A 20,602-nucleotide genomic window follows, 5' to 3' on the forward strand; every position below is an offset into this window, starting at 1 on the left:
CCCGAAGAAATATGCATTCGGCCAGGCGGCGGTGATCCTCCCGTCGCCGGCCATGGGGAGGCCAGTACGATCCGCCCGGTGCGGGGATTACAACAAGCGGATGCGTTCCTGCCCGTCACAAATGCGGGCAGCCGCGCCGAATGTGTGGATTTCGTAACATACGCCCCAAGCGATGTGTGAGACTCGACACATTGGGGCAGCCGCGCTGGTCGGTCAGCCGTGGTCGCGCTTGTCGAGCGCGTAGCGCTGCATCTTCTCGTAGAGCGTCTTGCGGGAGATGCCGAGCGTTTCATAGACCGGTTTGAGCGCGCCATTGTGGGCCTGCAAGGCACCCGAGATCACCGAGCGCTCGAACCGGGCGACGCGATCGGCCAGACGTTCCGAGCTCTCCTCGTTGTCGAGGCTTTCCGCGCCGAGACCGAGCACGTAGCGGTCGGCCGCGTTGCGCAGTTCGCGCACATTGCCGGGCCAGCCGCGCCGGCCGATCCCTTCCAGCACGTGGGCAGGCACATCGACCATCGGCCGGCGGTAGCGCCCGGCAGCCTCGCGCACCAGCTGGAGAAACAGGATCGGCACGTCCTCAAGGCGAGCGGCAAGGGGCGGCACGCGCAGCGTCACCACGTTGAGCCGGTAGAGCAGGTCGGCGCGAAAGCGGTCTGCGGCCACCTCGTCCTCAAGCTCGACCTTGCTGGTGGCGATGAAGCGGACATCCAGCGGGATCGGCTCGTTGGAGCCCAGCCTGACGATCACGCGTTCCTGGATCACGCGCAGGAGCCTTGCCTGAAGATCGAGCGGCATGGAGCCGATCTCGTCGAGCAGCACCGTGCCGCCGCGGGCATGCTCGAACTTGCCGTAGCGCGGACGCAGCGCGCCGGGAAATGCGCCTGCTTCGTGGCCGAAGAGCTCGCTCTCGATCAGGTTGGCCGGCAGCGCCGCGCAGTTGATCGCGACGAACGGCCGGTCGGCGCGGCCGCTGATGTCGTGCAGCGCGCGCGCGACCACCTCCTTGCCGACGCCGGTCTCGCCTACGATGAGAATGTCGGTTTCCGTGCCGGCGACCGCGCGCAGCCGATAGCGCAGGTCTATCATCGCCGGGGAGCGGCCCGGCAGTCGGGTCTCCAGATCGTCAGGGTGGCCGGCGGCGGCCCGCAGCAGCCGGTTTTCCAGAACCAGAGAGCGGCGGTCGATCGCACGCGCGACGACATCCGACAGATGCTGGCCGGCGAAGGGCTTTTCGAGGAAATCATAGGCCCCTTCGCGCATCGCGCGCACGGCAAGCTGCACGTCGCCATGGCCGGTGACGAGAATGACGGGCACGTCGGGGTCGATGTCGCGTATCCGGGCCAGGAGCGTCATGCCGTCCATGCCGGGCATGCGTATGTCGCTGACGACGACGCCGCCGAAGCCGGGGGTGATGTAGTCCAGCGCGGTTTCGGCCGCGCCGAACTCGCGCACGTCGAAACCTGCGAGTTGCAGGGACTGCGCCGTCGAACGCCTGATCTCTTCCTCGTCGTCGACGAGGAGCACGCCCGGCAACCTCATTCCGCCGCCTCGCGCACGGGCAACACGTCCGCCGCCAGCACGATCGTCGCCACCGTGCCGCCTTCCGGGTGTGCTTCCACCGACAGCGTGCCGCCGAAATCCTTGACGATGTTGTAGGAGATCGAAAGGCCGAGCCCGAGACCCTTGCCGACGCCCTTGGTCGAGAAGAACGGATCGAAGATGCGCTCGGCGATCGCCTCGGGCACGCCGGGCCCCCTGTCGCGGACGGTGATGGCGACGTTGTCGCCGATCCGCGCTGCCGAAAGGTCGATGCGGCGGTCGGGCAGGCCTTCCACGGCGTCGGCCGCGTTGGAGACGATGTTGACAAGCACCTGCTGCAGCCGCACCGAGCCGGCACGGACCACGGGTGGTACGGTGCCGAGATCGATGGCGAGTTCTGCATCGGCCGCCTTGAGGCGCCATGCCACGATTTCCAGCGTATCCCTCACCACGTCGTCCAGCGCGACCGGCCCCAGCTTCTGGTTGGGCTTGCGGGCGAAGTTGCGCAGATGCCGGCTGATCGAGGCCATGCGATCCACCAGCTTGGAGATGCGGCCGACATTGTCGCTGGCCTCGTCGATCCGGCCTCGGTCTATCAGCAATGCGGCGTTGTCGGCATAGGTGCGCACGGCGGCAAGCGGCTGGTTGAATTCGTGGGAGAGCGCGGCCGACATCTGGCCGAGGGCTGCGAGCTTGCCGGCCTGGACGAGATCGGACTGCGTCTTGCGCAGCGCGCGCTCGGTCGCCCGGCGCTCGGCCACTTCCTCCTCCAGTCGCGCGTTAACGGATGCGAGGTCGGCGGTGCGCTCCTCGACGCGCCGTTCCAGAAGCTCCTGCGCCTCACGCTGCACCTGCAGCCTCTCGGCGATGCGGGCGTGGCGCTGCAGCCAGGCCGCGGCTCCCATCGCCCCCAGCCCGACGAGAAGCACCAGTGCGGCAACCACCGTCAACGCCTGTGCGCGTGCGGATGCGGTGTCGAGCAGCACTTTTACCGTCCAGTCGGCGACCGGCATGGTTTCGGTCACAGCGAGATATTCGCGTGCACCTCTCTCATCGGAGATCGTGAGCAGGTCGTATCCACCGGCGTTGGACGAGCGGCTGACAGGCAGTTCTTTCAGCTGCGCATTGGCGTAGCGGCGGGTCGCGGACGTGCGCGCCAGCCTCCCGCGCGTCAGCGGCTGGATGGCGGTGAACAGCCAGTCCTGCCGCCCGGTCATGAAGATGATGCCTTCGGGATCGGTGACGATGATCTCGTAGTCGCCGCCTCGCCAGGAGCTCTCAATCGCATCGACATCGACCTTGAAGACGACGACGCCTTCGATCGAACCTTCCACGCGTATCGGTGCGCCGAAGTAGTAGCCGCGCTTCAGCGAGGTGGTGCCGAGCGCGAAGAAGCGTCCCTTGCCGCCCGCGAGCGCGTCGGTGAAATAGGGCCGGTAGGAGAAGTTCTCGCCCACGAAGGTCGGGGTCTGGTCGAAATTCGACGCAGCGACCGTTATGCCGTCCGGCAGCATCACGTAGATGTCGGACGATTCCAGCAGGTCGTTGATCGTCTTGAGATAGCGGTTGATCGCATCGATGCGAACCGGATCGTCGGCGTTGACGACGAGATCCTTGATGTCCTGATGATCGGCAATGAGTTCGGGCAGCTTCTCATAGCGGTCGAGCTGGCCGCGAAGGGCCGTGACGGCGAGGCCAAGCGTGTTGGAACTGCGCGCGGCGGCCTTGTCGAGATAGTAGTCGGTCATCGCGCGCGTGCCGAAGAACGCGATCAGGCTGCAAAGCAGCACGGCTGCCAAGCCAAGAATGACAGAATGTCGCCGCCACAGCCCGTTCATCAGCGCCAACCGTTTCGCAAAGTCCCTGCGGCGACTTATAGCGCGGGGTTGTGCGCGGTGTCGAATGGGTCGGACTCAACCCCTCCGGACGTCGTCCCATGCCGGGCTCATGCGCTGCAATTCGTCGGCGACGAACCAGCAGGTCGGCGTGATCGTGGCGCCTGCCTGCCGTGCGTCCGCAACCAGCCTTTCGACCATGCGTTCCGCGATGCCCTGGCCGCGCCATGGCACGGGAACGAAGGTGTGATCGGCAATCCAGTGCGTGTCGGAGACCCGCACGAAGGTCAGCCTCGCATCGTCGCCGTTCGGCATCGGCACGAAGTAGCGGCCGCCCTTTTCGGTGGTCTCAAGCTGGATGGGGAAGTCGTTCATTGCGCCGCTCACTTCTTCAGCACGTCCGCCCATTCGGGATGGCGGCGAAACTGGGCCGCGGCGAAGGGGCAGAGCGGGATGATGGTCTTGCCAGCCGCACGCGCATCCTCCACCGCGCGCGCCACCAAAAGCGCGCCGACGCCCTGTCCGCGAAAGGCGTCCGGCACGCCGGTGTGGTCGATGATGAGCTGCCGCTCGCCGATCTTCGTGAAGGTCATCTCGGCCTCGGCGCCGTCTGGACCTCTGACAACGTAACGGCCCTTGGAACCGTTGTCCTCGATCTCGATCTTCGGTTGCTCGCTCATGTCCAGGTTTCCTCGCTATGTCGTGCGATAGGGCTCCAGAAAGGCCTGCGCGGCGAGGAGCTCGGTCTGGCGGATTTCATGGCCGCCATCATGCCACACAAGCTCGACTTCCGCGCCCAGATGGCGCAGGCCGCCATGGAGGCGCTCGGTCAGCGCCGGAGGACATATGGGGTCTCTGCGGCCCGCCGTCATCAGGACCCGCGTGCCCGCCAGAGACCCGTCGACCTTCGGCTCGAACGGTATCAGCGGGTGCATCAGCACGGCCGCGTCGAACAGACCGGGAGCGGCAAAGAGCACGGAAGCGAGAATGTTCGCGCCGTTGGAATAGCCGAGCCCGACCACCGCCGAAGGTTTCGCCGCTTCGACATGGGCGCGCACGAAACCGGCCATCTTCTCAGTTGCACGGGCAAGGTCGGCCATGTCGTAGACGCCTTCGCCGGTGCGGCGGAAATAGCGCGCCGCGCCATGCTCGGAAACGTCGCCGCGCGGGGCGATGACCGTTGCGCCGGGCAGCAACTCGCCGCCCAGCCCGAGAAACTGGTTTTCGTCGGCCCCCGTGCCATGGAAGACGAAGAGCAGGGGACCGCCGGGCGCGCCGGCGGTCTTGTAGGTGTAGCTGTCGGTCGTCATGCCTTATCCTTCGATCGGCTGGAGGTGGCTTTCCAGATAGGGTCGCAGATGCTCGTGCTGGCGGGGCAGCCTGAGCGCCTCGCCGAGATGCGCCGTGTCCTCGTCACGGTCGAAACCCGGTTCGTTGGTGGCGACCTCGAACAGCACGCCGCCCGGCGTGCGGAAATAGATCGCCCAGAAATAATCGCGGTCGATCACCGGCGTCACCTGATAGCCGGTTTCCAGCAGCGCCTTGCGCACTTCGAGCTGGCGCTCCCGGTTTTCGACCGCGAAAGCGACATGGTGGACCGAGCCGGCGCCCTGCCGCGCATGGCTCAGCACGGGCAGCGTCTCGACGTCGATGACGTCGGCACCGTTGCCCTCGCCCTTCACCGCGAAACGGCGCACGGAGCCGGACTTGTCGATCTCCTCATAGTTCATGAACTTGAGGAGTTCGGCCGTCGCGCCACCGTCCTGAAGGCGCATGGAAACCGAGTGGAAGCCGCGGATCGCCTCGTCGGCGCCGACGCCGCCATTGGTCCATGCGGCGCGGTCGTCGTCATCGACCTCGACCAGCGCGAAACCGTCGCCGTCGGGCCCCTCGAAGGCGAGGCGCTGTTCGCCGAAGAGATCCGAACGCTTCAGCCCCGCGACGCCCTGGTCGGCAAGCCGCTGTTCCCAGTAGGCAAGCGTTCCCCGGGGCACCGAAAAGGCGGTGACGCCGACCTCTCCCGTGCCTGCCCTGCCGCGCGCGGCGTTGGGAAACGGAAAATAGGTCATCACCGACCCCGGCGTACCGAACTCGTCGGCGTAATAGAGGTGATAGACGTCCGGTGCGTCGAAGTTCACCGTCTTCTTCACGCGGCGCAGGCCGAGCTTGTTGGTGAAGAAATCGTTGTTCTCGCGGGCATCCCGCGCCAGCGACGTGACGTGGTGAAGTCCCTTGATCTGTCCGAGCATGATGAGGCTCCTTCCTTGCCGTCGCCCGATCGCGACGTTCGCCGTCATATGTCGTTCAAATACAGCGTTGCGGAAGGGCGGGACAGGGCAAAGGACCGTTCTCATTTGATGAACAATGAAAACGCCATTGTTCACTTTGGTGACATAAATGAAAAGGCCCGCGCAAATTGCGCGGGCCTCGTGTCATCGCAGCCTGACTGGATTACTGCGCCGGGACAACGATCAGCTGATCGTCGCGGTTCTCGGCGAAGGTAGCCTCGTCATACTCGGGCTGAGCCTCGAGCTGCTCCTGCGTGAACTGCGTGTACAGGTAGTAGTTACCGTCAGCGTCCGACAGGAAGGCGAGGTTGTCCATATCCACCGCAACCGACTTGCTGCCGATGCCGAGGAAGCCGCCCACGTCGATGATGACCGCATCGGTGGCGTTGTCGCCGGTGAGGATGACATCGCTGATCGAGCCGACGTTCTCGTCGTTCGCACCGTAGACCGTGGTGCCGATCAGTTCGTCAGCGCTGAGGCCGGTTTCTTCAACGTCCGTCAGGGTCGAGCGGTCGATAGCCGAAGTCTCGGTCTCGTCCGTGCCCATCGCCGGCTCTTCGGCCGGAGCGGCAGCCATATCGTCTGCCGGTGCAGCCTCGTCAGCCGGTGCAGCGGCCATGTCGTCAGCCGGAGCTGCTTCGTCGGTCGGAGCCGGGGCAGCAGCCATGTCGTCAGCCGGTGCAGCTTCATCAGCCGGAGCGGCGGCCATGTCGTCAGCCGGAGCGGCCGCGTCGTCAGCTGCCGGGGCCGGGGCCGCTGCAAGCTCTTCTGCGGTGGCAGGCGTCGTGTTGCCCACCTCGGCGTCGGCAGCCTGCGGCTCGTATGCCGCGGTATCGAAGTCAGGCAGAGCCTCGAGGGCCTCGCGGTTGGTCTGCACGACCAGCCACTCGTTGCCGTCACGCTCTGTCCACTCGATCAGGTCGTATTCGAGAGCGACGTTCTTCTGGCCAAGGCCGAGGAAGCCGCCGACACCGACGACGATCGCCTCGACATCGCCTTCCGGCGACAGAACCAGATCGTTCACGCTGCCGATGTTTTCTGCATCGTCGGCCGAGCTGCTATAGACGGTCTGGCCGATGATGTTGGAAGCGAGATGGCCTTCGGCGTGCTTGACCTGGGGAGCAGCCTGCTCCGTCGGTGCCATGGGGGCCGGCTCGGTGGTGGTCTGTGCGTATGCGCCGGTCGCAACGAGGGTCGCGATTGCGGTAGTCGCCAAGAGATTGCGGATCATGATATACTCTCCTTGTGCATGTTCCTTTGCACGGCCGCGCCTTGACCAAACTTCGCAGGGGAGGTCGGGGCGCGGCCTTTCACATCGCCACAACGTGCCCGACAACTTCTGGTTCCGATTTTCCCTGGCATCGAGGCTTACTTTTCGGCGGGGAACCAATGGGGATGCCGCGCATTATCGAACGCCTCGCACGGCCGTGACGGCGGGTGCGTCAGGATCACGAGTGCATGGAGGCTTCCCGTCAGATGCGCTTTAGCGTGATCCTAAACCGCCACGGCGGTACCCTGCGCACACTCGACGTGGACGATCTGGCCGCGCGCATCGCCAACACACTCGAACAGGCGGGTCACGAGGTCTCGACGCACATCGTCGAAGGCAAGGGCATCGTCGATGCGATCGAGGAGGCCGTCTCCGGCGAGTGCGATGTCGTCATGGTAGGCGGCGGCGACGGCACGGTTTCGTGCGCGGCCGGCAAGCTCAAGGACAGCGACAAGGTATTGGCTATCCTGCCGGCGGGCACGATGAACCTGTTCGCGCGCAGCCTTCGCATTCCGCTCGACCTGGACGAGGCGGTGGAGGTGTTCGCCCAGGGCGAAGTGCGCGAGGTGGATCTGGCGAGCGCGAACGACCGGATATTCGTCCATCAGTTCTCGATCGGGCTCCACGCCAAGCTCATCCGGCTGCGCGAGAAAGACAATTTCGATTCGAGGCTGGGGAAGATGTGGGCCTCGGTCAGGGCCGGGTTCAGGGCTTTCTTCAGCCCGCCGCGCATGAAGATCGGGCTCACGCTAGACGAGGGCGAAGAGCGCCTGATGGCGACAGCCGGCGTCGGCGTCACCAACAATCTTTTCGGCGAGGGGCATCTGCCTTACGCCGATGAACCAGACCGGGGCGTGCTGGGCGTGTATGTCACCCGCACGCGCCGCAAGCGCGACATGGTGTGGCTGGCGCTGAACATGCTTTTGGGGCGGTGGAAGTCGAACCAGCAGGTCGACGTCCATGAGGCCCGAACGGTGACGCTAAGGCTGCTCTCGCGTCACGAACGCTTCGGCTGCGCGATGGACGGCGAGCTGTGCGATCTCGAAACCGAAACCGTGCTGCACATCCATCCACGCGCGCTCAAAGTGTTGACGCCACCGCCCGAAGCGTAGGCGGCCTACTGGCTGGGTTGAGCGGGCTCGGTCACTTCGCCGGGCTGCTCGGCGGGTGCACCGCCGACGGGATCTTCCGGCTGGATCGCGCTGCCGAAAATGCCCACGCCCCACCATACGACGAGCGCGAGAGCGAGCGCGCAAACCAGTATCACCAGCACCTGCCAGCCGCTCCGGCCCTGTCGCGCCTTGTTCTTGTCGATGATCTTGGTCATTGGATTCTCCGGAAATTCGTGAACGCATTCGGGAACCCAATGCGCCGCGCGGCGCATCGGTTCCGTCATCTCGGGGGCGGGTTGGACCCCAGCTTCAGCGTGGATCGGTGTCGCCGGGCTTTCGCGACTTGTTCTCGCGATAGACGGCCCATGCGAGGGCGGCCACAGCCGGAACGACGAGCCCCAGCCCGCCGACGCGGCTGGCGACCACCGGCAGCATCGCAATCGCAGCCGCGCTCGCCACTGCCTTCATCTCGGTTTCCCGACGCTTGGCTATACGCCGCTTGCGCACGCTGGTCGAAATCGAGTGAATGACGATGACCAGTACCGCCAGCAGGACAAAGCCACCGCCGAACCACAGCGCAGCAGGCAATGGTCCCAACTCGCGCGCCGCAGCGATATATCCCGCCACAAGCAGGAACACCGCGCCGCAAAACGCAAACAGGCCGGCGATCAGATACGCGACGGCCGTGCGCCGGGCCCGCCCGATAGCCTCGGTCGCTTCACCTGAAACGACCGAAGCCAGTATGGTTGCAAGCATCTGCACTTTTTATCGGCGGGAAAGCAGGGCGAGGAAGTAGCCCACGCCCACCGCGATCGCCAGCGACGTGATCGGCTTCTCGCGAACCGCGTCCGTCACCTGCGCCTCGATGTCGTTGGCGTTGGCGCGGATGCTCTCGACCGCCGCTTCGCCCTTGACCCGAAGCTGCTCCGCACCCTCTGCCGCCGCGCGTCTAGCGGCAGAGTAGGAGTGCTCGCCCGTCTTCGACAGCTGATCGGCAAGCCGGGCTACATCTTCGCGGAGACGTGCGATTTCGGCTTCCAGATCCTCGGGATTGGCTTTGGTGCCGTTGCCGCTTCTGGTTGCCCTGGGTGCTGTCGCCATCTCGATACTCCTTGTTGTATTGCCGCCTCACAACGCGCCACCATAGCGCAGGTTCCGCCTTGTCAGATGAACGGGCGGATGCCCTCGTCGGACGGGTCCCATCCCGACAGCGCGGCGAGCTGGTCGAGGTCCAGAACCTCGCAGCCCTTGTCTCGCCAGCGGATCAGATTTTTCTGTACCAGCTTCCGCACTGTCTTGTTCGTATGCACCAGCGACAGGCCGAGCGTATCTGCAAGATGCTGCTGCGTCAGCGGAAGCAGCGGCGCGGAACCGTTGAACATGCCGACCGCGCTTGCCCGGTTGGTGAGGAACGCGATGAGGTAGGCGAGCCTCTCCAGCGCGGTGCGCCGGCCCACGCTCAGCAGGTTCTCGTCGAGCATGCACTCCTCGCGCGATGCAAGCCAGGTCACGTCGTAGGCAAGATCCGGGTGCTCGCGATAGAGCGACATGAGTTCGCTACGCTCGAAGACACACAGGGTCATCGGCGAGAGCGTTTCGATGGAGTGCTGCATCTCGCCCATCAGGCTGCCCTGAAGGCCGATGAGGTCTCCGGGCATGACGTAGTTGACGATCTGGCGGCGGCCGTCGGGAAGAAGCTTGTAGCGGAACCCCCAACCCATGAGCACGGTATAAAGATGCGGGTTGCGCGTTCCCTCGGCGAGGACCGTCGCGCTTCTGTCGACCGAGAGTTCGCCCCGTTTCAACCGGGATACGAAGTCCAGTTCCTTCTTGTTGAAGTCGCGGAAAACCTTGCGGCGCATGAGGGGGCACTGCTCACAGGGAAACTTGCGCTCGGAGCGCGCCGCCGGTTCCTTCATCTCAATACCCCCGCTTGCTGGACGACGTTGCAGACTCGCACTCGTGCCCGTGAACGCCTGACCAATGGTAAGGTTGCGCCTGCATCTTTTTTAAATGACAGCAAAGCGAATATCCGACACATATTGCAATTTACGGAGGCTACATCATTGCACGACGCACCGCTCGCCGGCATGCATGTCCTTGTTATGGAAGATGAATTCCTTATCGCCATGGATGTCGAGGAGCTGTGCCGTGAGCATGGTGCCGCGGACGTGACGATCGTACGCCGGCTCGACGAGCTTGGCGGCCGCTCTATAGAGCAGGAAGTCAATGTCGCGATCCTCGACGTGATGCTTGGCGGCACCTCGACGACCGACTTCGCCCGCACGCTGACGCAGCATCGCATCCCGTTCGTCTTTGCGACCGGCTACACCGATTTCGAGGAGCATGTGGATGCTGGCGTCGAGGTCGTAGGCAAGCCCTATTCGGCCGCCGAACTGATCGCCGCGCTGGAGCGGGCGATGGCCCGCTCCAATAAAGGCTAGCTGCCGGTCAGGCGGCGTTGGACCCCATCACCTGGGCGGAAATCGCGTCGGGACCGTAGTCCGCCTCACCCGAAACGTTGAGGATTTCCTGAAGCCGGCTGCGAGCGCGGCTCACACGGCTCTTGATCGTACCGACGGCGCAGTCGCAGATCTCGGCTGCTTCCTCGTAGGAGAAGCCCGACGCGCCGATGAGGATGATCGCCTCGCGCTGGTCTTCCGGCAGAGTTTCGAGCGCCGCGCGGAAATCGTCGAGGTCGAGCGATCCCTGCTGGGCGGGATGCACGGCGAGCCTTGCCGTGATGACGCCGTCGCTGTCCTGCACCTCGCGGCCGCGCTTGCGCATCTGGGAGTAGAACTCATTGCGCAGGATGGTGAACACCCACGCCTTGAGGTTGGTGCCCATCTGGAAAGAGGCCTGCTTGTCCCACGCCTTGACCAGGGTTTCCTGGACGAGGTCGTCGGCCTTGTCGGCGTTCTGTGCCAGCGACATGGCGAACGCACGCAGGCTGGGGATGGCGCCGAGCAAATCCTGCTTGAAGGTCGATTCGTCGGCCATCTTCACTTGCCTTCGCGTTCGGGTTCGCGCGAAAGGGACGGCTCTTCCCTGTCCTCGAGCTGCTTCAACAGGTCTGCAAACCTGTCCGGCACATCATCGGAGACGAGTTCGTCATAATATTGCTTGAGTTTGCGGCCAATCTCGGTATTCGGCCCAAGAGTATCACTGCGGTTTCCCGCTTTTCCCTGGCCACCCGCTGCGGCCGACATATTTGGCTTCATGCTGTTTCCTTGCCCCCGCTGTGCCGCATCATTCATTGCCTGGCACATATCCGCGTTGCTTGTTTCGGTCACCCGCAGGTCGACCAGTCGGATGGGCAAACGTATGGTCTGCGAAATCGTTCCGCAAATTCTGGAACTTTTTTGCCGGAACCACGTTTCAGGTCTTCGAATGCCTAATCCGGCCTTCTTTGAACGTCACTGAGGGAGACGCCTTATCATGAGTTTATCTGCACGGATCGCGCCGCACTTGCCATTCCTGCGGCGCTTTTCCCGCGCCGTTACGGGTTCGCAGAACAGCGGTGACGCACTCGTCGCCGCCACGCTTGAGGCGATCATCGCCGATGTGAGCGTGTTTCCAAAACTGTCATCCGACCGCATCGCGCTCTATCGGGTCTTCACCAAGCTCTTCACCTCGGTGAGCATCAGGGTGCCCGAAGTCGAGGACGCGGCGGGCTGGGAAAGCCGCGCTGCGGCAAACCTGTCGGCGCTAGCGCCGCTGCCGCGTCAGGCGTTTCTGCTCGTCGCCGTCGAAGGATTCGCCGAAGACGAGGCCGCCGAGGTGCTGGATGTCGATCCCTCGCGCTTCTCCGAACTTCTGTCGCAAGCCAGCGACGAAATCTCCCGGCAGGTGGCTACCGACGTTCTCATCATCGAGGACGAGCCTCTCATCGCCATGGACATCGAGGAAATGGTCGAGAGCCTCGGTCATCGCGTGGTCGGCACCGCGCGCACCCACAAGGAAGCCGTGGCGCTGTTTTCCAGCAAGCGGCCCAAGATGGTGCTGGCGGACATCCAGCTCGCCGACGGTTCGTCGGGCATCGACGCGGTGAACGAAATCCTCGCCGGCACCCCGGTCCCGGTGATCTTCATCACCGCGTTCCCGGAACGCCTGCTTACGGGCGAACGGCCAGAGCCGGCCTTCCTCGTCACCAAGCCGTTCAATCCGGACATGGTGAAGGCGCTCATCAGCCAGGCGCTGTTCTTCGACCGTCAGGCGAAGGCGGCAGCATAAGCGCAGCGCATCATGCTTCCCAAGCGAGAAAGGCCGCCGTTTTCGGCGGTCTTTTTTCGTTCGACCCCCATTAAACGCCGCCCTTGCCGCATACGGAACAAAAGACGGAACAGGGCGTTTTCATGCACAAATTCCAAGGAGATAGACCATGCTTTACTGGACGCTCGTGTTTCTCGTCGTCGCGATCATCGCCGGTGCGCTTGGCTTCGGCGGCATCGCAGGCGCTTCGGCCGGGATCGCGCAGATCCTGTTCTTCATATTCCTCGCCTTCCTGGTGATCTCGCTGATTGCGGGTCTGATGCGCCGGGCAGGCTAGAGGACAGGTCTCGGTGGCTGCCCTAGGGCATCACCGGGCTGGCGGAGTTCGCAGACCCCTCAGCTCGCACTTCGCCAACCGTCGGACGATGCAAAGGATCAACTTTGCGTCGTCCGGCGGCGTTTCTGAGGAACCCGGGGCGGTAAGCTTCGTTGCATAAGCGGGGTGGAAGCGGGAGCATAGGTTTCGTATGCGTCGGGCTTGATGCCATTGTGTGAGGACGCGAAAATGTATTCGCTGGAAGTCGGGGTAAGCCAGTGGAAGTGAGGCGGGGAATGTTGCGCGCCTTGCGCAACACCGGCATCATCGTCATCTACCAGACGACCGATTTGCGTGTGCGGTGGGGCCAGAACGTTCCTGCGGAATGGTCTGCCGACGACATCGCGGGCAAGACCGACAGCGATTTCATGCCCGGCAATTCGGTAGATCGCATCATCGAGCGCAAGCACGCGGTGCTGGCTTCCGGCGCGCCGGAGATGCTCGAGTTCCGCGCCGGAACCGAGGATGGCGGGCGCTGGTATGACATGTGGATCGACGCCGACCTCGATGACGACGGCGTCATCAGCGGCGTGGTGACGACGATCGTCGAGGTCACCGAACGCAAACGCCGCGAGCAGACGTTGCGCACGCTGCTGCGCGAAGTCAGCCACCGGTCGAAGAATCTCCTCGCCATCATCCAGAGCATCGCGACCCAGACCGGCCGCTACTCGCCGAGCATCGACGCGTTTCTCGATCGCTTTCGCGGGCGGTTGCAGTCGCTTGCGTCGTCACAGGATCTGGTGACGTCGTCCAACTGGCGCGGCGCCATGCTGAGCGAGCTCGTGGAAGGACAGATCGCCCGCTACCGCGGCGAGGCTCACAACGGCGTCACGCTGGAAGGCGTCGATGTGTACCTCAATCCCAATGCCGCGCTGCATATCGGGCTGGCCCTTCATGAGCTCGTCGTGAACTCGATGAGCCACGGCGCGCTGGCGCACCCTAACGGCCGTGCAAGGCTCGTCAGCACGCTCAAGCCGGGGGAGGGCGATGGCGCCGCCCCGTCGCTCGTGCTGACGTGGAGCGAGCATACCGACGCCTCGGAGATGCAGGAGGAAAAGCGCTTCGGCAGCGTGGCGCTCGAGCGGGTCGTGCCGCTCTCGCTCGAAGGCAAGGCCGAGTTCGAATTCACCGACGATCGCCTGAATTACCGGCTGGAAGTTCCGGCAGCTAATTTCGAGGCTGACTGACACTGCCAGCCTCGGGCTACCCCGGGCCGCGCCTCCGACAATTCAAGCGCAAAAGAAAAAGCCGGTCGTGAGACCGGCTTTTTAAGAAGGCGATCGGGGGAAATCGCACCTCTTTGGGCGTTCGTTCGCATTTGGGGGGGCGATTGGGGGCTGCGAACGACCGCTTGCATCGACATAACGGGTGATTGACCATATGGTTCCACCATTGGTGAAGATTTTTGAGGGAACATCTCCGACGGAGGAACGTTCAAAGGCGATCAGATCGCTTAGACCGTGATGCCGAAAATTGGGAACCGGTTTTCGGACGACATCATGGTCTAGCTTATCGATTTAGCCGCATGTATGCGACGCGGGGTGATTCCGCCCGTCTGCAACATGCTCTAGCGCGTGGAGGGGAGCATGATTTCGCAGATGAACGCGGTGCAGAACGCCGCCCGGCTCGCGATGGCCGACCATCGCGCTGCCGAACCCATCCTGCTGCGCAGGCGATCGCAGGGCGGCGGCTTCCGCTACGGCCTGCTGCTGATCCCCGTCGTGCTGGTGGGGCTTGCCATTTTCGCCGCATTTCCCAGCGGCTAACGGGTCTATCGGAACATCCTGAGTGACAGGATCTAACGCTGCGGATTAAGGCGCTCGGCCGGAATACGCACCGTCATCTCGCCCCTGTTCGGCTCGACGTAGAGTACCAGCGCGTACATGGCGCCATAGGCCAGGCCGGCCAGGATGGCCAGCGTCATCAGGAACCTGAACAGTGTCGGCATAGTTCGCCCGTACGATTTCCATGTCTTCCAAGCCCGTCCCGTTATGGGACGGCTGCGGCTGCATTTCAAGGATCGCACTGCGATGCTTGACGCGAACGGCCTTTTCATGTCGATACCGCCCCGAAAGGACGGAATTGATGACGAAAGCCGAGAGTCCGGTTGTCTGGAGCGACCTGGTTCTCACCGCCCGGTGCGTGCGGTGACGCTCGCTGCCGTGCCGCATTCCGCCACCGATGTCCGTGCGCTGCTCGGACGCAAGGTCGTCGTCTTCGTCGGTCTGATGGGGGCGGGAAAGACGGCCATCGGCCGAAAGCTCGCGCAGTTGCTCGACCTGCCCTTCGTCGACAGCGACCACGAGATCGAAACCGTCTCGCGCATGACCATTCCGGAACTGTTTGAACGCTACGGCGAGCCCGAATTTCGGGCCCTGGAACAGCGCGTGATCGAAAGGCTCCTGCGCGAGGGGCCGCGCGTGGTTTCCACCGGTGGCGGGGCGTTCATGAACCCGCACACGCGCGAGGCCATCGCCTCCTTCGGCGTGTCGATCTGGCTCAAGGCCGATCTCGACCTGTTGATGGAGCGCGTCGCCAAGAAGCAGAACCGGCCGCTGCTGAAGAATGCCGATCCGCGCGCCGTCATGGCCAAGCTCATGGCCGACCGCTATCCCGTCTATGCGCAGGCCGACCTGACCGTCGAAACCCGCGATGCGAGGCGCGAGACCATCACCGAGGAAACTCTTCAGGCGCTGGCAAGCCATCTTCAGGGCCGCGCCGGGAGCGGCAGTGCAGGGGAAACGCAATGAGCGCAGTCGGGGGTGAGCCGCGCAACGTCCGGGTGGAACTGGGCGCGCGGAGCTACGACATACTCATCGGCGGCGGGCTCGTCGCGCGTGCGGGCGGCGAGATCGCAGCAAGGCTTCCGGGCGTACGCGCCGCCATCGTCACCGACCGCAACGTCGGCGGCCATCACGCGGGCGCGCTGGCTCAAAGCCTTGAAGCCGCCGGCATCGCCTCGACCACGATCGTCGTGGAACCCGGCGAGAGGAGCAAGGGCTTCGCCACGCTGCAGGAGGTGGTGGACGGCGTGCTGGCCGCGCGGCTGGAGCGGGGCGACGTGGTGGTGGCGCTGGGCGGCGGCGTCGTCGGCGATCTGGCCGGTTTCGTCGCCGGCATCGTGCGGCGCGGCATGCGGTTCGTGCAGATACCCACCTCGCTTCTGGCGCAGGTGGATTCTTCCGTCGGAGGCAAGACCGGCATCAACACCGCCCACGGCAAGAACCTCGTCGGCGTGTTCCAGCAGCCCGCGCTGGTGCTCGCCGACACGGGCGTGCTCGACACGCTGCCCGAGCGCGAGTTTCGGGCGGGCTATGCCGAGGTAGCCAAATACGGCCTCATCGACCGGCCGGATTTCTTCGCATGGCTGGAGGAGAACTGGCGGGACGTTTTCGCCGGCGGCGCGGCACGCACCCACGCGATCGCAGAATCGTGCCGGGCGAAGGCCGAAATGGTCGCGCGCGACGAGTTCGAGACCGGCGACCGCGCCCTGCTCAATCTCGGCCACACCTTCGGCCACGCGCTGGAGGCTGCCACCTCCTATGACAGCGCGCGGCTGGTGCACGGCGAGGGTGTTTCCATCGGCATGGCGCTCGCGCACCGGTTTTCCGCCCGCCTCAATCTCGCCAGTCCCGACGATGCGGTGCGCGTCGAAAGGCATCTGCGCGCGGTCGGCCTGCCGGTGTCGGTGGACGAGATTCCGGGCGAACTGCCTGGCGCGGAGCGAATGCTGGACTACATTGCGCAGGACAAGAAGGTTTCGCGCGGCGCGCTGACCTTCATCCTTACCCGTGGCATCGGCCAATCCTTCGTCGCAAGGAATGTGCCGGCCTCGGAAGTGCTCTCGTTCCTGAAAGAGGTGCTCGCGTCATGACGCCGGAATTCTGGATGACCGTTGGCGGTATCCTTTGCCTGATCTTCCTGTCCTTCCTGTTTTCGGGAACGGAGACCGGCATGACGGCGTCGTCGCGCGCAAGGCTGCATGCGCTGTCGGTCGGCGGCAATGCCCGCGCAAAACTCGTGGAGAGCCTGATCGAGCGCAAGGACCGGCTTATCGGCGCGCTGCTGATCGGCAACAACCTCGTCAACATCCTGGCTTCGGCGCTGGCTACCAGCGTTTTGCTCGACCTGTTCGGGCAGAGCGGCGTGGTCTATGCGACCATCCTGATGACGGTGGTCATCGTCGTGTTCTCGGAAATCCTGCCGAAGTCGTGGGCGCTGGCGCGGCCCGAGCCGTTCGCCCTGTTCGTCGCCCCCTTCGCGCGCGTGGTGGTCGTGCTGTTCGGTGCGCTGTCGAGCACGGTAAACTGGTTCGTGCGCGGCTTCCTGTCCCTCTTCGGCCTCAACCTCAGCAGCGACGTCTCGATGCTGTCTGCGCATGAGGAGTTGCGCGGCGCGGTGGCCGTGCTTCATCGCGAGGGCGCCGTCATCAAGCAGGACCGCGACCGCATGGGCGGGCTGCTCGACCTGCACGAGCTCGAAGTTTCCGACATCATGGTCCATCGCACCAACATGCGCTCGATCAACGCCGACGATCCGCCGGAGGTTCTGGTGCGCGAAATCCTGCTCAGCTCGCACACCCGCATGCCCGTATGGAAGGGCGCCAGCGACAACATCGTCGGCGTTGTTCACGCCAAGGACCTGCTGCGCGCGCTGCACGAGGTGGGCAACGAACCCTCCCGCATCGACATCATGAAGGTTGCGTCGAAGCCGTGGTTCGTGCCCGACACGACATCGCTTCTCGACCAGCTAAACGCGTTCCTGCGGCGCAAGGCGCATTTCGCCATCGTCGTGGACGAATATGGCGAGGTCGAAGGGCTGGTGACGCTGGAGGACATCATCGAGGAAATCGTGGGCGACATCGCCGACGAGCACGATGTCGACGTGCAGGGCGTGAAGCAGGAAGCCGACGGGTCGGTCGTCGTCGACGGTTCGGTGCCGATCCGCGACCTCAACCGTGCGCTCGACTGGAAACTGCCCGACGAGGAGGCGACCACGATCGCCGGTCTCGTCATCCACGAGACGCAGTCGATCCCCAACGAGCGGCAGGCCTTCACCTTCCACGGCAAGCGTTTCATCGTGATGAAGCGCGACAAGAACCGAATCACCCGCATCAGGATCAGGCCGGCGGACGAGGCGTAAAATGACCATAGTCATTGACTATGGTCATGGCCGCCTTCATATTCGCTTGCCAGCTGGAGATGCCCCATGGTCGTGCATGTTTCAAAATCGCGGTTCAAGGCGAAGGCGCTGGAACTCATGCGTCAGGTGGAGGCATCTGGCGAGCCGATCGTGATTACCGATCACGGGAAGCCCGCACTGGAACTCAAACCCATCGGGGCGAAGCCTGCAAGAGACCCGCTGGAGCGCCTGCGAGGCTCTTTGCTGTTTTACGATCGGCCGTTCGATCCGGTGGATGAGGAGGAATGGGACACGCTCAAGTGATCGTCATCGATACCCATGTGCTTCTCTGGTGGGTCGCCGGCGATACATCGAGGCTCAGCGCCGCGGCGGTGGATGCTCTCGACGACGCCGGTCACGGAGGGGCAATTCGGGCTTCCGCCATTTCGGCATGGGAGATCACGCTTCTACACGACCGGGGCAGGATAGGACTGTCGATAGACGCCCGGAAGTGGCTGGGCGAGGTCGAGGCTTCGGGGAGGGTGAAGTTCGTTCCTCTGGACAACGAAATCGCTATCCTTGGAGCACGACTGGGCCCGGATTTTCACAAGGACCCAGCCGACCGCTTCATTGCTGCAACCAGCCAGAAGCTGTCCGTTCCTCTGGTCACCGCCGACGAGAAGATAAGGAACTATCCCCAAATCCGGACGATCTGGTAGACCTACCAGCGCGTCGGTTCGCCCGGTGCGGATGCCTCGATTGCGAGCGCATGCAGGCCTGCGTCGAGTTCGTCGGCAAGCAGTGCGTTGACGGCGCGGTGGCGGTCCAGCCGGCTCTTGCCGGCGAAGGCTTCCGCCACGATGCGGACACGAAAGTGGGTTTCACCCGTGCCGTCGAACGTTTCGTGGTGTCCCGAACCCGTGTGGTGATGGCCCGCATGCAGATGGCTCTCGTTGACGACGGCGAGACGCTGCGGCGAAAATGCTTCGGCAAGCTTGGCTTCTATCGTGGACTGGATGGACAAGACCCTGTTCCTTCACCATATGAGGACACTCCCGCACCGGCGGCATGATTCATGCGGTTGGGGGATGATCCCGCAAATGTCAATTCTTGTATCGCACTGCGAAGAGCCCATAATCAGGCGCAGCTTCGGGTTCAGGAACGGATGAAACCCTATTCGAAATATTTCGAGAAGATAAAGGTCCGCCCCGACCCTCAGGCGGAGGTGAAGTCGCGCGCGCCGGTCTGCCAGTGGGACGGGTGCAACGAGGCTGGAACCCATCGCGCGCCCGTCGGCCGCATGGCGGAGGGCGAGTATTTCAAGTTCTGCTTCGACCATGTGCGCGAGTACAACAAGGGCTTCAACTACTTCTCCGGGCTTGCCGACACGGACATAGCGCGCTTCCAGAAGGAAGCGCTGACCGGCCATCGCCCGACATGGAAGATGGGGGCCAACAGCCAGGCGCAATCGACGCCGAATTTCGCGCAGAAGCGCTCGGGTGCTGCCGGCTACTACAACCGCATGCGCGACCCCTACGGCATGTTCAACGGCGCCAAGGACCAGGACCGTCCGCGCACGCGCAAGCTCAAGACCCTTGAGGCCAAGGCGCTGGAAACGCTTGGTCTTGCCGAGAACGCGACTGGCGCGGACATCAAGTCGCGCTATAAGGAACTCGTGAAGCGCCACCATCCCGATGCGAATGGCGGCGACAGGGGTTCGGAAGACCGTTTCCGCGATGTGCTGCAGGCCTATCGCGTGCTCAAACAAGCAGGTTTGTGTTAGGTCTCCGGTCTGCTAAAGACGCCCCGAAAATGACAGGAACACCGGCGGCAGCACTGCTTCCGCGCGTGGAGGCATGATGAACAGGCACGATCGCGACATCGCCAACCTTCCCGACACCACCGTCTCGGTGAAGGATACTTTCGGCTTCGATTCCTCGATGGTGGTGCCGGCCTATTCGGCCGCCAACGAGCATGTGCCGGATGTCGATCCGGATTATCTGTTCGACCGCCAGACCACGCTCGCGATCCTTTCCGGCTTCGCCTACAACCGCCGCGTGATGGTGTCGGGCTATCACGGCACCGGCAAGTCGACCCATATCGAGCAGGTCGCCGCCCGCCTCAACTGGCCCTGCGTGCGCATCAACCTCGACAGCCATGTCAGCCGTATCGACCTCGTCGGCAAGGACGCCATCGTCGTGCGCGAGGGCATGCAGGTCACCGAGTTCAAGGACGGCATCCTGCCCTGGGCCTACCAGCACAATGTCGCGCTGGTGTTCGACGAGTACGATGCCGGCCGCCCGGACGTTATGTTCGTCATCCAGCGCGTGCTGGAATCGTCGGGCCGCCTGACGCTGCTCGACCAGAGCCGGGTCATCCGCCCGCATCCCGCCTTCCGCATCTTCGCCACCGCCAACACGGTCGGCCTCGGCGATACGACGGGCCTCTATCACGGCACGCAGCAGATCAACCAGGCGCAGATGGACCGCTGGTCCATCGTGACCACGCTCAACTATCTGCCGCACGACAAGGAAGTCGAGATCGTGCTGGCCAAGGCCAAGCATTTCCGCACCGAGAAGGGCAGGGACATCGTCAACAAGATGGTGCGCGTGGCCGACATGACGCGCTCGGCCTTCATCAATGGCGACCTGTCGACGGTGATGAGCCCACGCACCGTCATCATGTGGGCCGAAAACGCCGAAATCTTCAACGATGTCGGCTTCGCATTCCGCCTGACCTTCCTCAACAAGTGCGACGAGCTCGAGCGGTCAGTCGTGGCCGAGTTCTACCAGCGCGCCTTCGGCGAGGAACTGCCCGAGAGCGCGGCAAACGTGGTGCTGGGGTAG

At 63.9% G+C, this 20,602-nt stretch carries 28 protein-coding genes; 13 read left to right on the forward strand and 15 right to left on the reverse strand.

From position 1 onward, the window contains the following. Window positions 1–213: 213 nt before the first annotated feature. The 7 genes from FY036_RS03585 to FY036_RS03615 form a co-directional block, all read right to left on the reverse strand. Window positions 214–1,542: a sigma-54-dependent transcriptional regulator gene (locus FY036_RS03585; RefSeq protein ID WP_148913330.1), complete on the reverse strand. Its 1,329-nt coding sequence runs from the start codon at window positions 1,540–1,542 to the stop codon at window positions 214–216. Then, window positions 1,539–3,380, reverse strand: a complete 1,842-nt coding sequence (locus FY036_RS03590; RefSeq protein WP_148913331.1) for a sensor histidine kinase — start codon at window positions 3,378–3,380, stop codon at window positions 1,539–1,541. Before FY036_RS03590 ends, FY036_RS03585 begins: the two co-directional genes overlap by 4 nt. A gap of 75 nt (window positions 3,381–3,455) precedes the next feature. After that, complete coding sequence (locus FY036_RS03595) at window positions 3,456–3,752, reverse strand: GNAT family N-acetyltransferase (protein WP_148913332.1); 297 nt, start codon at window positions 3,750–3,752, stop codon at window positions 3,456–3,458. Window positions 3,753–3,760: 8 nt separating this feature from the next. Then, window positions 3,761–4,057 (reverse strand): GNAT family N-acetyltransferase, encoded by a 297-nt coding sequence (locus tag FY036_RS03600; protein ID WP_148913333.1) that lies wholly within the window; start codon window positions 4,055–4,057, stop codon window positions 3,761–3,763. A gap of 15 nt (window positions 4,058–4,072) precedes the next feature. Beyond that, on the reverse strand, window positions 4,073–4,687 hold the full coding sequence (locus FY036_RS03605; RefSeq protein WP_148913334.1) for an alpha/beta hydrolase: 615 nt from the start codon (window positions 4,685–4,687) through the stop codon (window positions 4,073–4,075). Between the two features lie 3 nt (window positions 4,688–4,690). Beyond that, window positions 4,691–5,626, reverse strand: coding sequence for a VOC family protein (locus FY036_RS03610; protein ID WP_148913335.1), 936 nt, complete (start codon window positions 5,624–5,626; stop codon window positions 4,691–4,693). A gap of 202 nt (window positions 5,627–5,828) precedes the next feature. Then, window positions 5,829–6,896, reverse strand: a complete 1,068-nt coding sequence (locus FY036_RS03615) for a PRC-barrel domain-containing protein (protein ID WP_148913336.1) — start codon at window positions 6,894–6,896, stop codon at window positions 5,829–5,831. A 227-nt stretch (window positions 6,897–7,123) separates the two neighbouring features. Between FY036_RS03615 and FY036_RS03620 the strand changes: the two genes are divergently transcribed. After that, complete coding sequence (locus tag FY036_RS03620; protein WP_235897500.1) at window positions 7,124–8,047, forward strand: diacylglycerol/lipid kinase family protein; 924 nt, start codon at window positions 7,124–7,126, stop codon at window positions 8,045–8,047. A gap of 5 nt (window positions 8,048–8,052) precedes the next feature. Here the strand turns inward: FY036_RS03620 and FY036_RS03625 are convergent, their stop codons facing one another. The 4 genes from FY036_RS03625 to FY036_RS03640 form a co-directional block, all read right to left on the reverse strand. After that, entirely contained in the window at window positions 8,053–8,262 is a 210-nt protein-coding gene (locus tag FY036_RS03625; protein WP_148913337.1) for a hypothetical protein, read from the reverse strand. 94 nt (window positions 8,263–8,356) lie between these two features. Beyond that, the gene (locus FY036_RS03630; RefSeq protein ID WP_148913338.1) at window positions 8,357–8,809 is read right to left on the reverse strand and encodes a hypothetical protein; all 453 of its coding nucleotides are present in this window, start codon (window positions 8,807–8,809) and stop codon (window positions 8,357–8,359) included. A gap of 3 nt (window positions 8,810–8,812) precedes the next feature. Next, a complete protein-coding gene (locus FY036_RS03635) occupies window positions 8,813–9,148 on the reverse strand; it encodes a DUF883 family protein (protein ID WP_148913339.1) in 336 nt (111 codons plus the stop codon). A gap of 62 nt (window positions 9,149–9,210) precedes the next feature. Then, a complete protein-coding gene (locus FY036_RS03640) occupies window positions 9,211–9,966 on the reverse strand; it encodes a Crp/Fnr family transcriptional regulator (protein ID WP_148913340.1) in 756 nt (251 codons plus the stop codon). A 147-nt stretch (window positions 9,967–10,113) separates the two neighbouring features. On the opposite strand from FY036_RS03640, the gene FY036_RS03645 reads away from it, so the two are divergent. Beyond that, window positions 10,114–10,491, forward strand: a complete 378-nt coding sequence (locus tag FY036_RS03645) for a response regulator (protein WP_235897502.1) — start codon at window positions 10,114–10,116, stop codon at window positions 10,489–10,491. A 7-nt stretch (window positions 10,492–10,498) separates the two neighbouring features. On the opposite strand, the gene FY036_RS03650 is transcribed toward FY036_RS03645, so the two are convergent. Further along, on the reverse strand, window positions 10,499–11,047 hold the full coding sequence (locus tag FY036_RS03650) for a sigma-70 family RNA polymerase sigma factor (RefSeq protein ID WP_148913341.1): 549 nt from the start codon (window positions 11,045–11,047) through the stop codon (window positions 10,499–10,501). A gap of 2 nt (window positions 11,048–11,049) precedes the next feature. After that, a complete protein-coding gene (locus tag FY036_RS03655; protein ID WP_148913411.1) occupies window positions 11,050–11,268 on the reverse strand; it encodes a NepR family anti-sigma factor in 219 nt (72 codons plus the stop codon). A 217-nt stretch (window positions 11,269–11,485) separates the two neighbouring features. Here FY036_RS03655 and FY036_RS03660 point away from each other — a divergent pair, with 217 nt between their 5' ends. The 4 genes from FY036_RS03660 to FY036_RS03675 all read left to right on the forward strand — a co-directional run bounded on the left by FY036_RS03660 (window position 11,486) and on the right by FY036_RS03675 (window position 14,401). After that, window positions 11,486–12,280 (forward strand): response regulator, encoded by a 795-nt coding sequence (locus FY036_RS03660; protein WP_148913342.1) that lies wholly within the window; start codon window positions 11,486–11,488, stop codon window positions 12,278–12,280. A gap of 148 nt (window positions 12,281–12,428) precedes the next feature. Further along, window positions 12,429–12,596 (forward strand): DUF1328 domain-containing protein, encoded by a 168-nt coding sequence (locus FY036_RS03665; RefSeq protein ID WP_148913343.1) that lies wholly within the window; start codon window positions 12,429–12,431, stop codon window positions 12,594–12,596. Window positions 12,597–12,871: 275 nt separating this feature from the next. Next, on the forward strand, window positions 12,872–13,822 hold the full coding sequence (locus FY036_RS03670; RefSeq protein ID WP_148913344.1) for a sensor histidine kinase: 951 nt from the start codon (window positions 12,872–12,874) through the stop codon (window positions 13,820–13,822). A 399-nt stretch (window positions 13,823–14,221) separates the two neighbouring features. Further along, window positions 14,222–14,401: a hypothetical protein gene (locus FY036_RS03675; RefSeq protein ID WP_148913345.1), complete on the forward strand. Its 180-nt coding sequence runs from the start codon at window positions 14,222–14,224 to the stop codon at window positions 14,399–14,401. 32 nt (window positions 14,402–14,433) lie between these two features. Here FY036_RS03675 and FY036_RS03680 read toward each other — a convergent pair whose 3' ends face one another. Continuing rightward, window positions 14,434–14,583 carry a histidine kinase gene (locus tag FY036_RS03680; protein ID WP_148913346.1) on the reverse strand — a complete coding sequence of 50 codons (150 nt, stop codon included), beginning with the start codon at window positions 14,581–14,583 and terminating at the stop codon, window positions 14,434–14,436. A 199-nt stretch (window positions 14,584–14,782) separates the two neighbouring features. Here FY036_RS03680 and FY036_RS03685 point away from each other — a divergent pair, with 199 nt between their 5' ends. The 5 genes from FY036_RS03685 (at window position 14,783) to FY036_RS03705 (ending at window position 18,475) form a co-directional block, all read left to right on the forward strand. Further along, on the forward strand, window positions 14,783–15,385 hold the full coding sequence (locus FY036_RS03685; protein WP_235897504.1) for a shikimate kinase: 603 nt from the start codon (window positions 14,783–14,785) through the stop codon (window positions 15,383–15,385). Next, a complete protein-coding gene (gene aroB, locus FY036_RS03690; protein ID WP_148913347.1) occupies window positions 15,382–16,509 on the forward strand; it encodes a 3-dehydroquinate synthase in 1,128 nt (375 codons plus the stop codon). Before FY036_RS03685 ends, aroB begins: the two co-directional genes overlap by 4 nt. Further along, window positions 16,506–17,777, forward strand: a complete 1,272-nt coding sequence (locus FY036_RS03695; protein ID WP_148913348.1) for an HlyC/CorC family transporter — start codon at window positions 16,506–16,508, stop codon at window positions 17,775–17,777. The genes aroB and FY036_RS03695 overlap by 4 nt, the downstream gene beginning before the upstream one ends. Before the next feature lie 66 nt (window positions 17,778–17,843). Next, window positions 17,844–18,080, forward strand: coding sequence for a type II toxin-antitoxin system Phd/YefM family antitoxin (locus FY036_RS03700; protein WP_148913349.1), 237 nt, complete (start codon window positions 17,844–17,846; stop codon window positions 18,078–18,080). Continuing rightward, on the forward strand, window positions 18,077–18,475 hold the full coding sequence (locus FY036_RS03705) for a type II toxin-antitoxin system VapC family toxin (RefSeq protein WP_148913350.1): 399 nt from the start codon (window positions 18,077–18,079) through the stop codon (window positions 18,473–18,475). Before FY036_RS03700 ends, FY036_RS03705 begins: the two co-directional genes overlap by 4 nt. 2 nt (window positions 18,476–18,477) lie before the next feature. On the opposite strand, the gene FY036_RS03710 is transcribed toward FY036_RS03705, so the two are convergent. Then, entirely contained in the window at window positions 18,478–18,780 is a 303-nt protein-coding gene (locus FY036_RS03710) for a BolA family protein (protein ID WP_148913351.1), read from the reverse strand. Window positions 18,781–18,921: 141 nt separating this feature from the next. On the opposite strand from FY036_RS03710, the gene FY036_RS03715 reads away from it, so the two are divergent. Continuing rightward, window positions 18,922–19,539 carry a J domain-containing protein gene (locus tag FY036_RS03715; RefSeq protein ID WP_148913352.1) on the forward strand — a complete coding sequence of 206 codons (618 nt, stop codon included), beginning with the start codon at window positions 18,922–18,924 and terminating at the stop codon, window positions 19,537–19,539. Between the two features lie 76 nt (window positions 19,540–19,615). Continuing rightward, a complete protein-coding gene (gene cobS, locus FY036_RS03720) occupies window positions 19,616–20,602 on the forward strand; it encodes a cobaltochelatase subunit CobS (RefSeq protein ID WP_148913353.1) in 987 nt (328 codons plus the stop codon).

The sequence above is a fragment of the Neoaquamicrobium microcysteis genome, assembly GCF_008180155.1.
Classification (GTDB): Bacteria; Pseudomonadota; Alphaproteobacteria; order Rhizobiales; family Rhizobiaceae; genus Aerobium; species Aerobium microcysteis.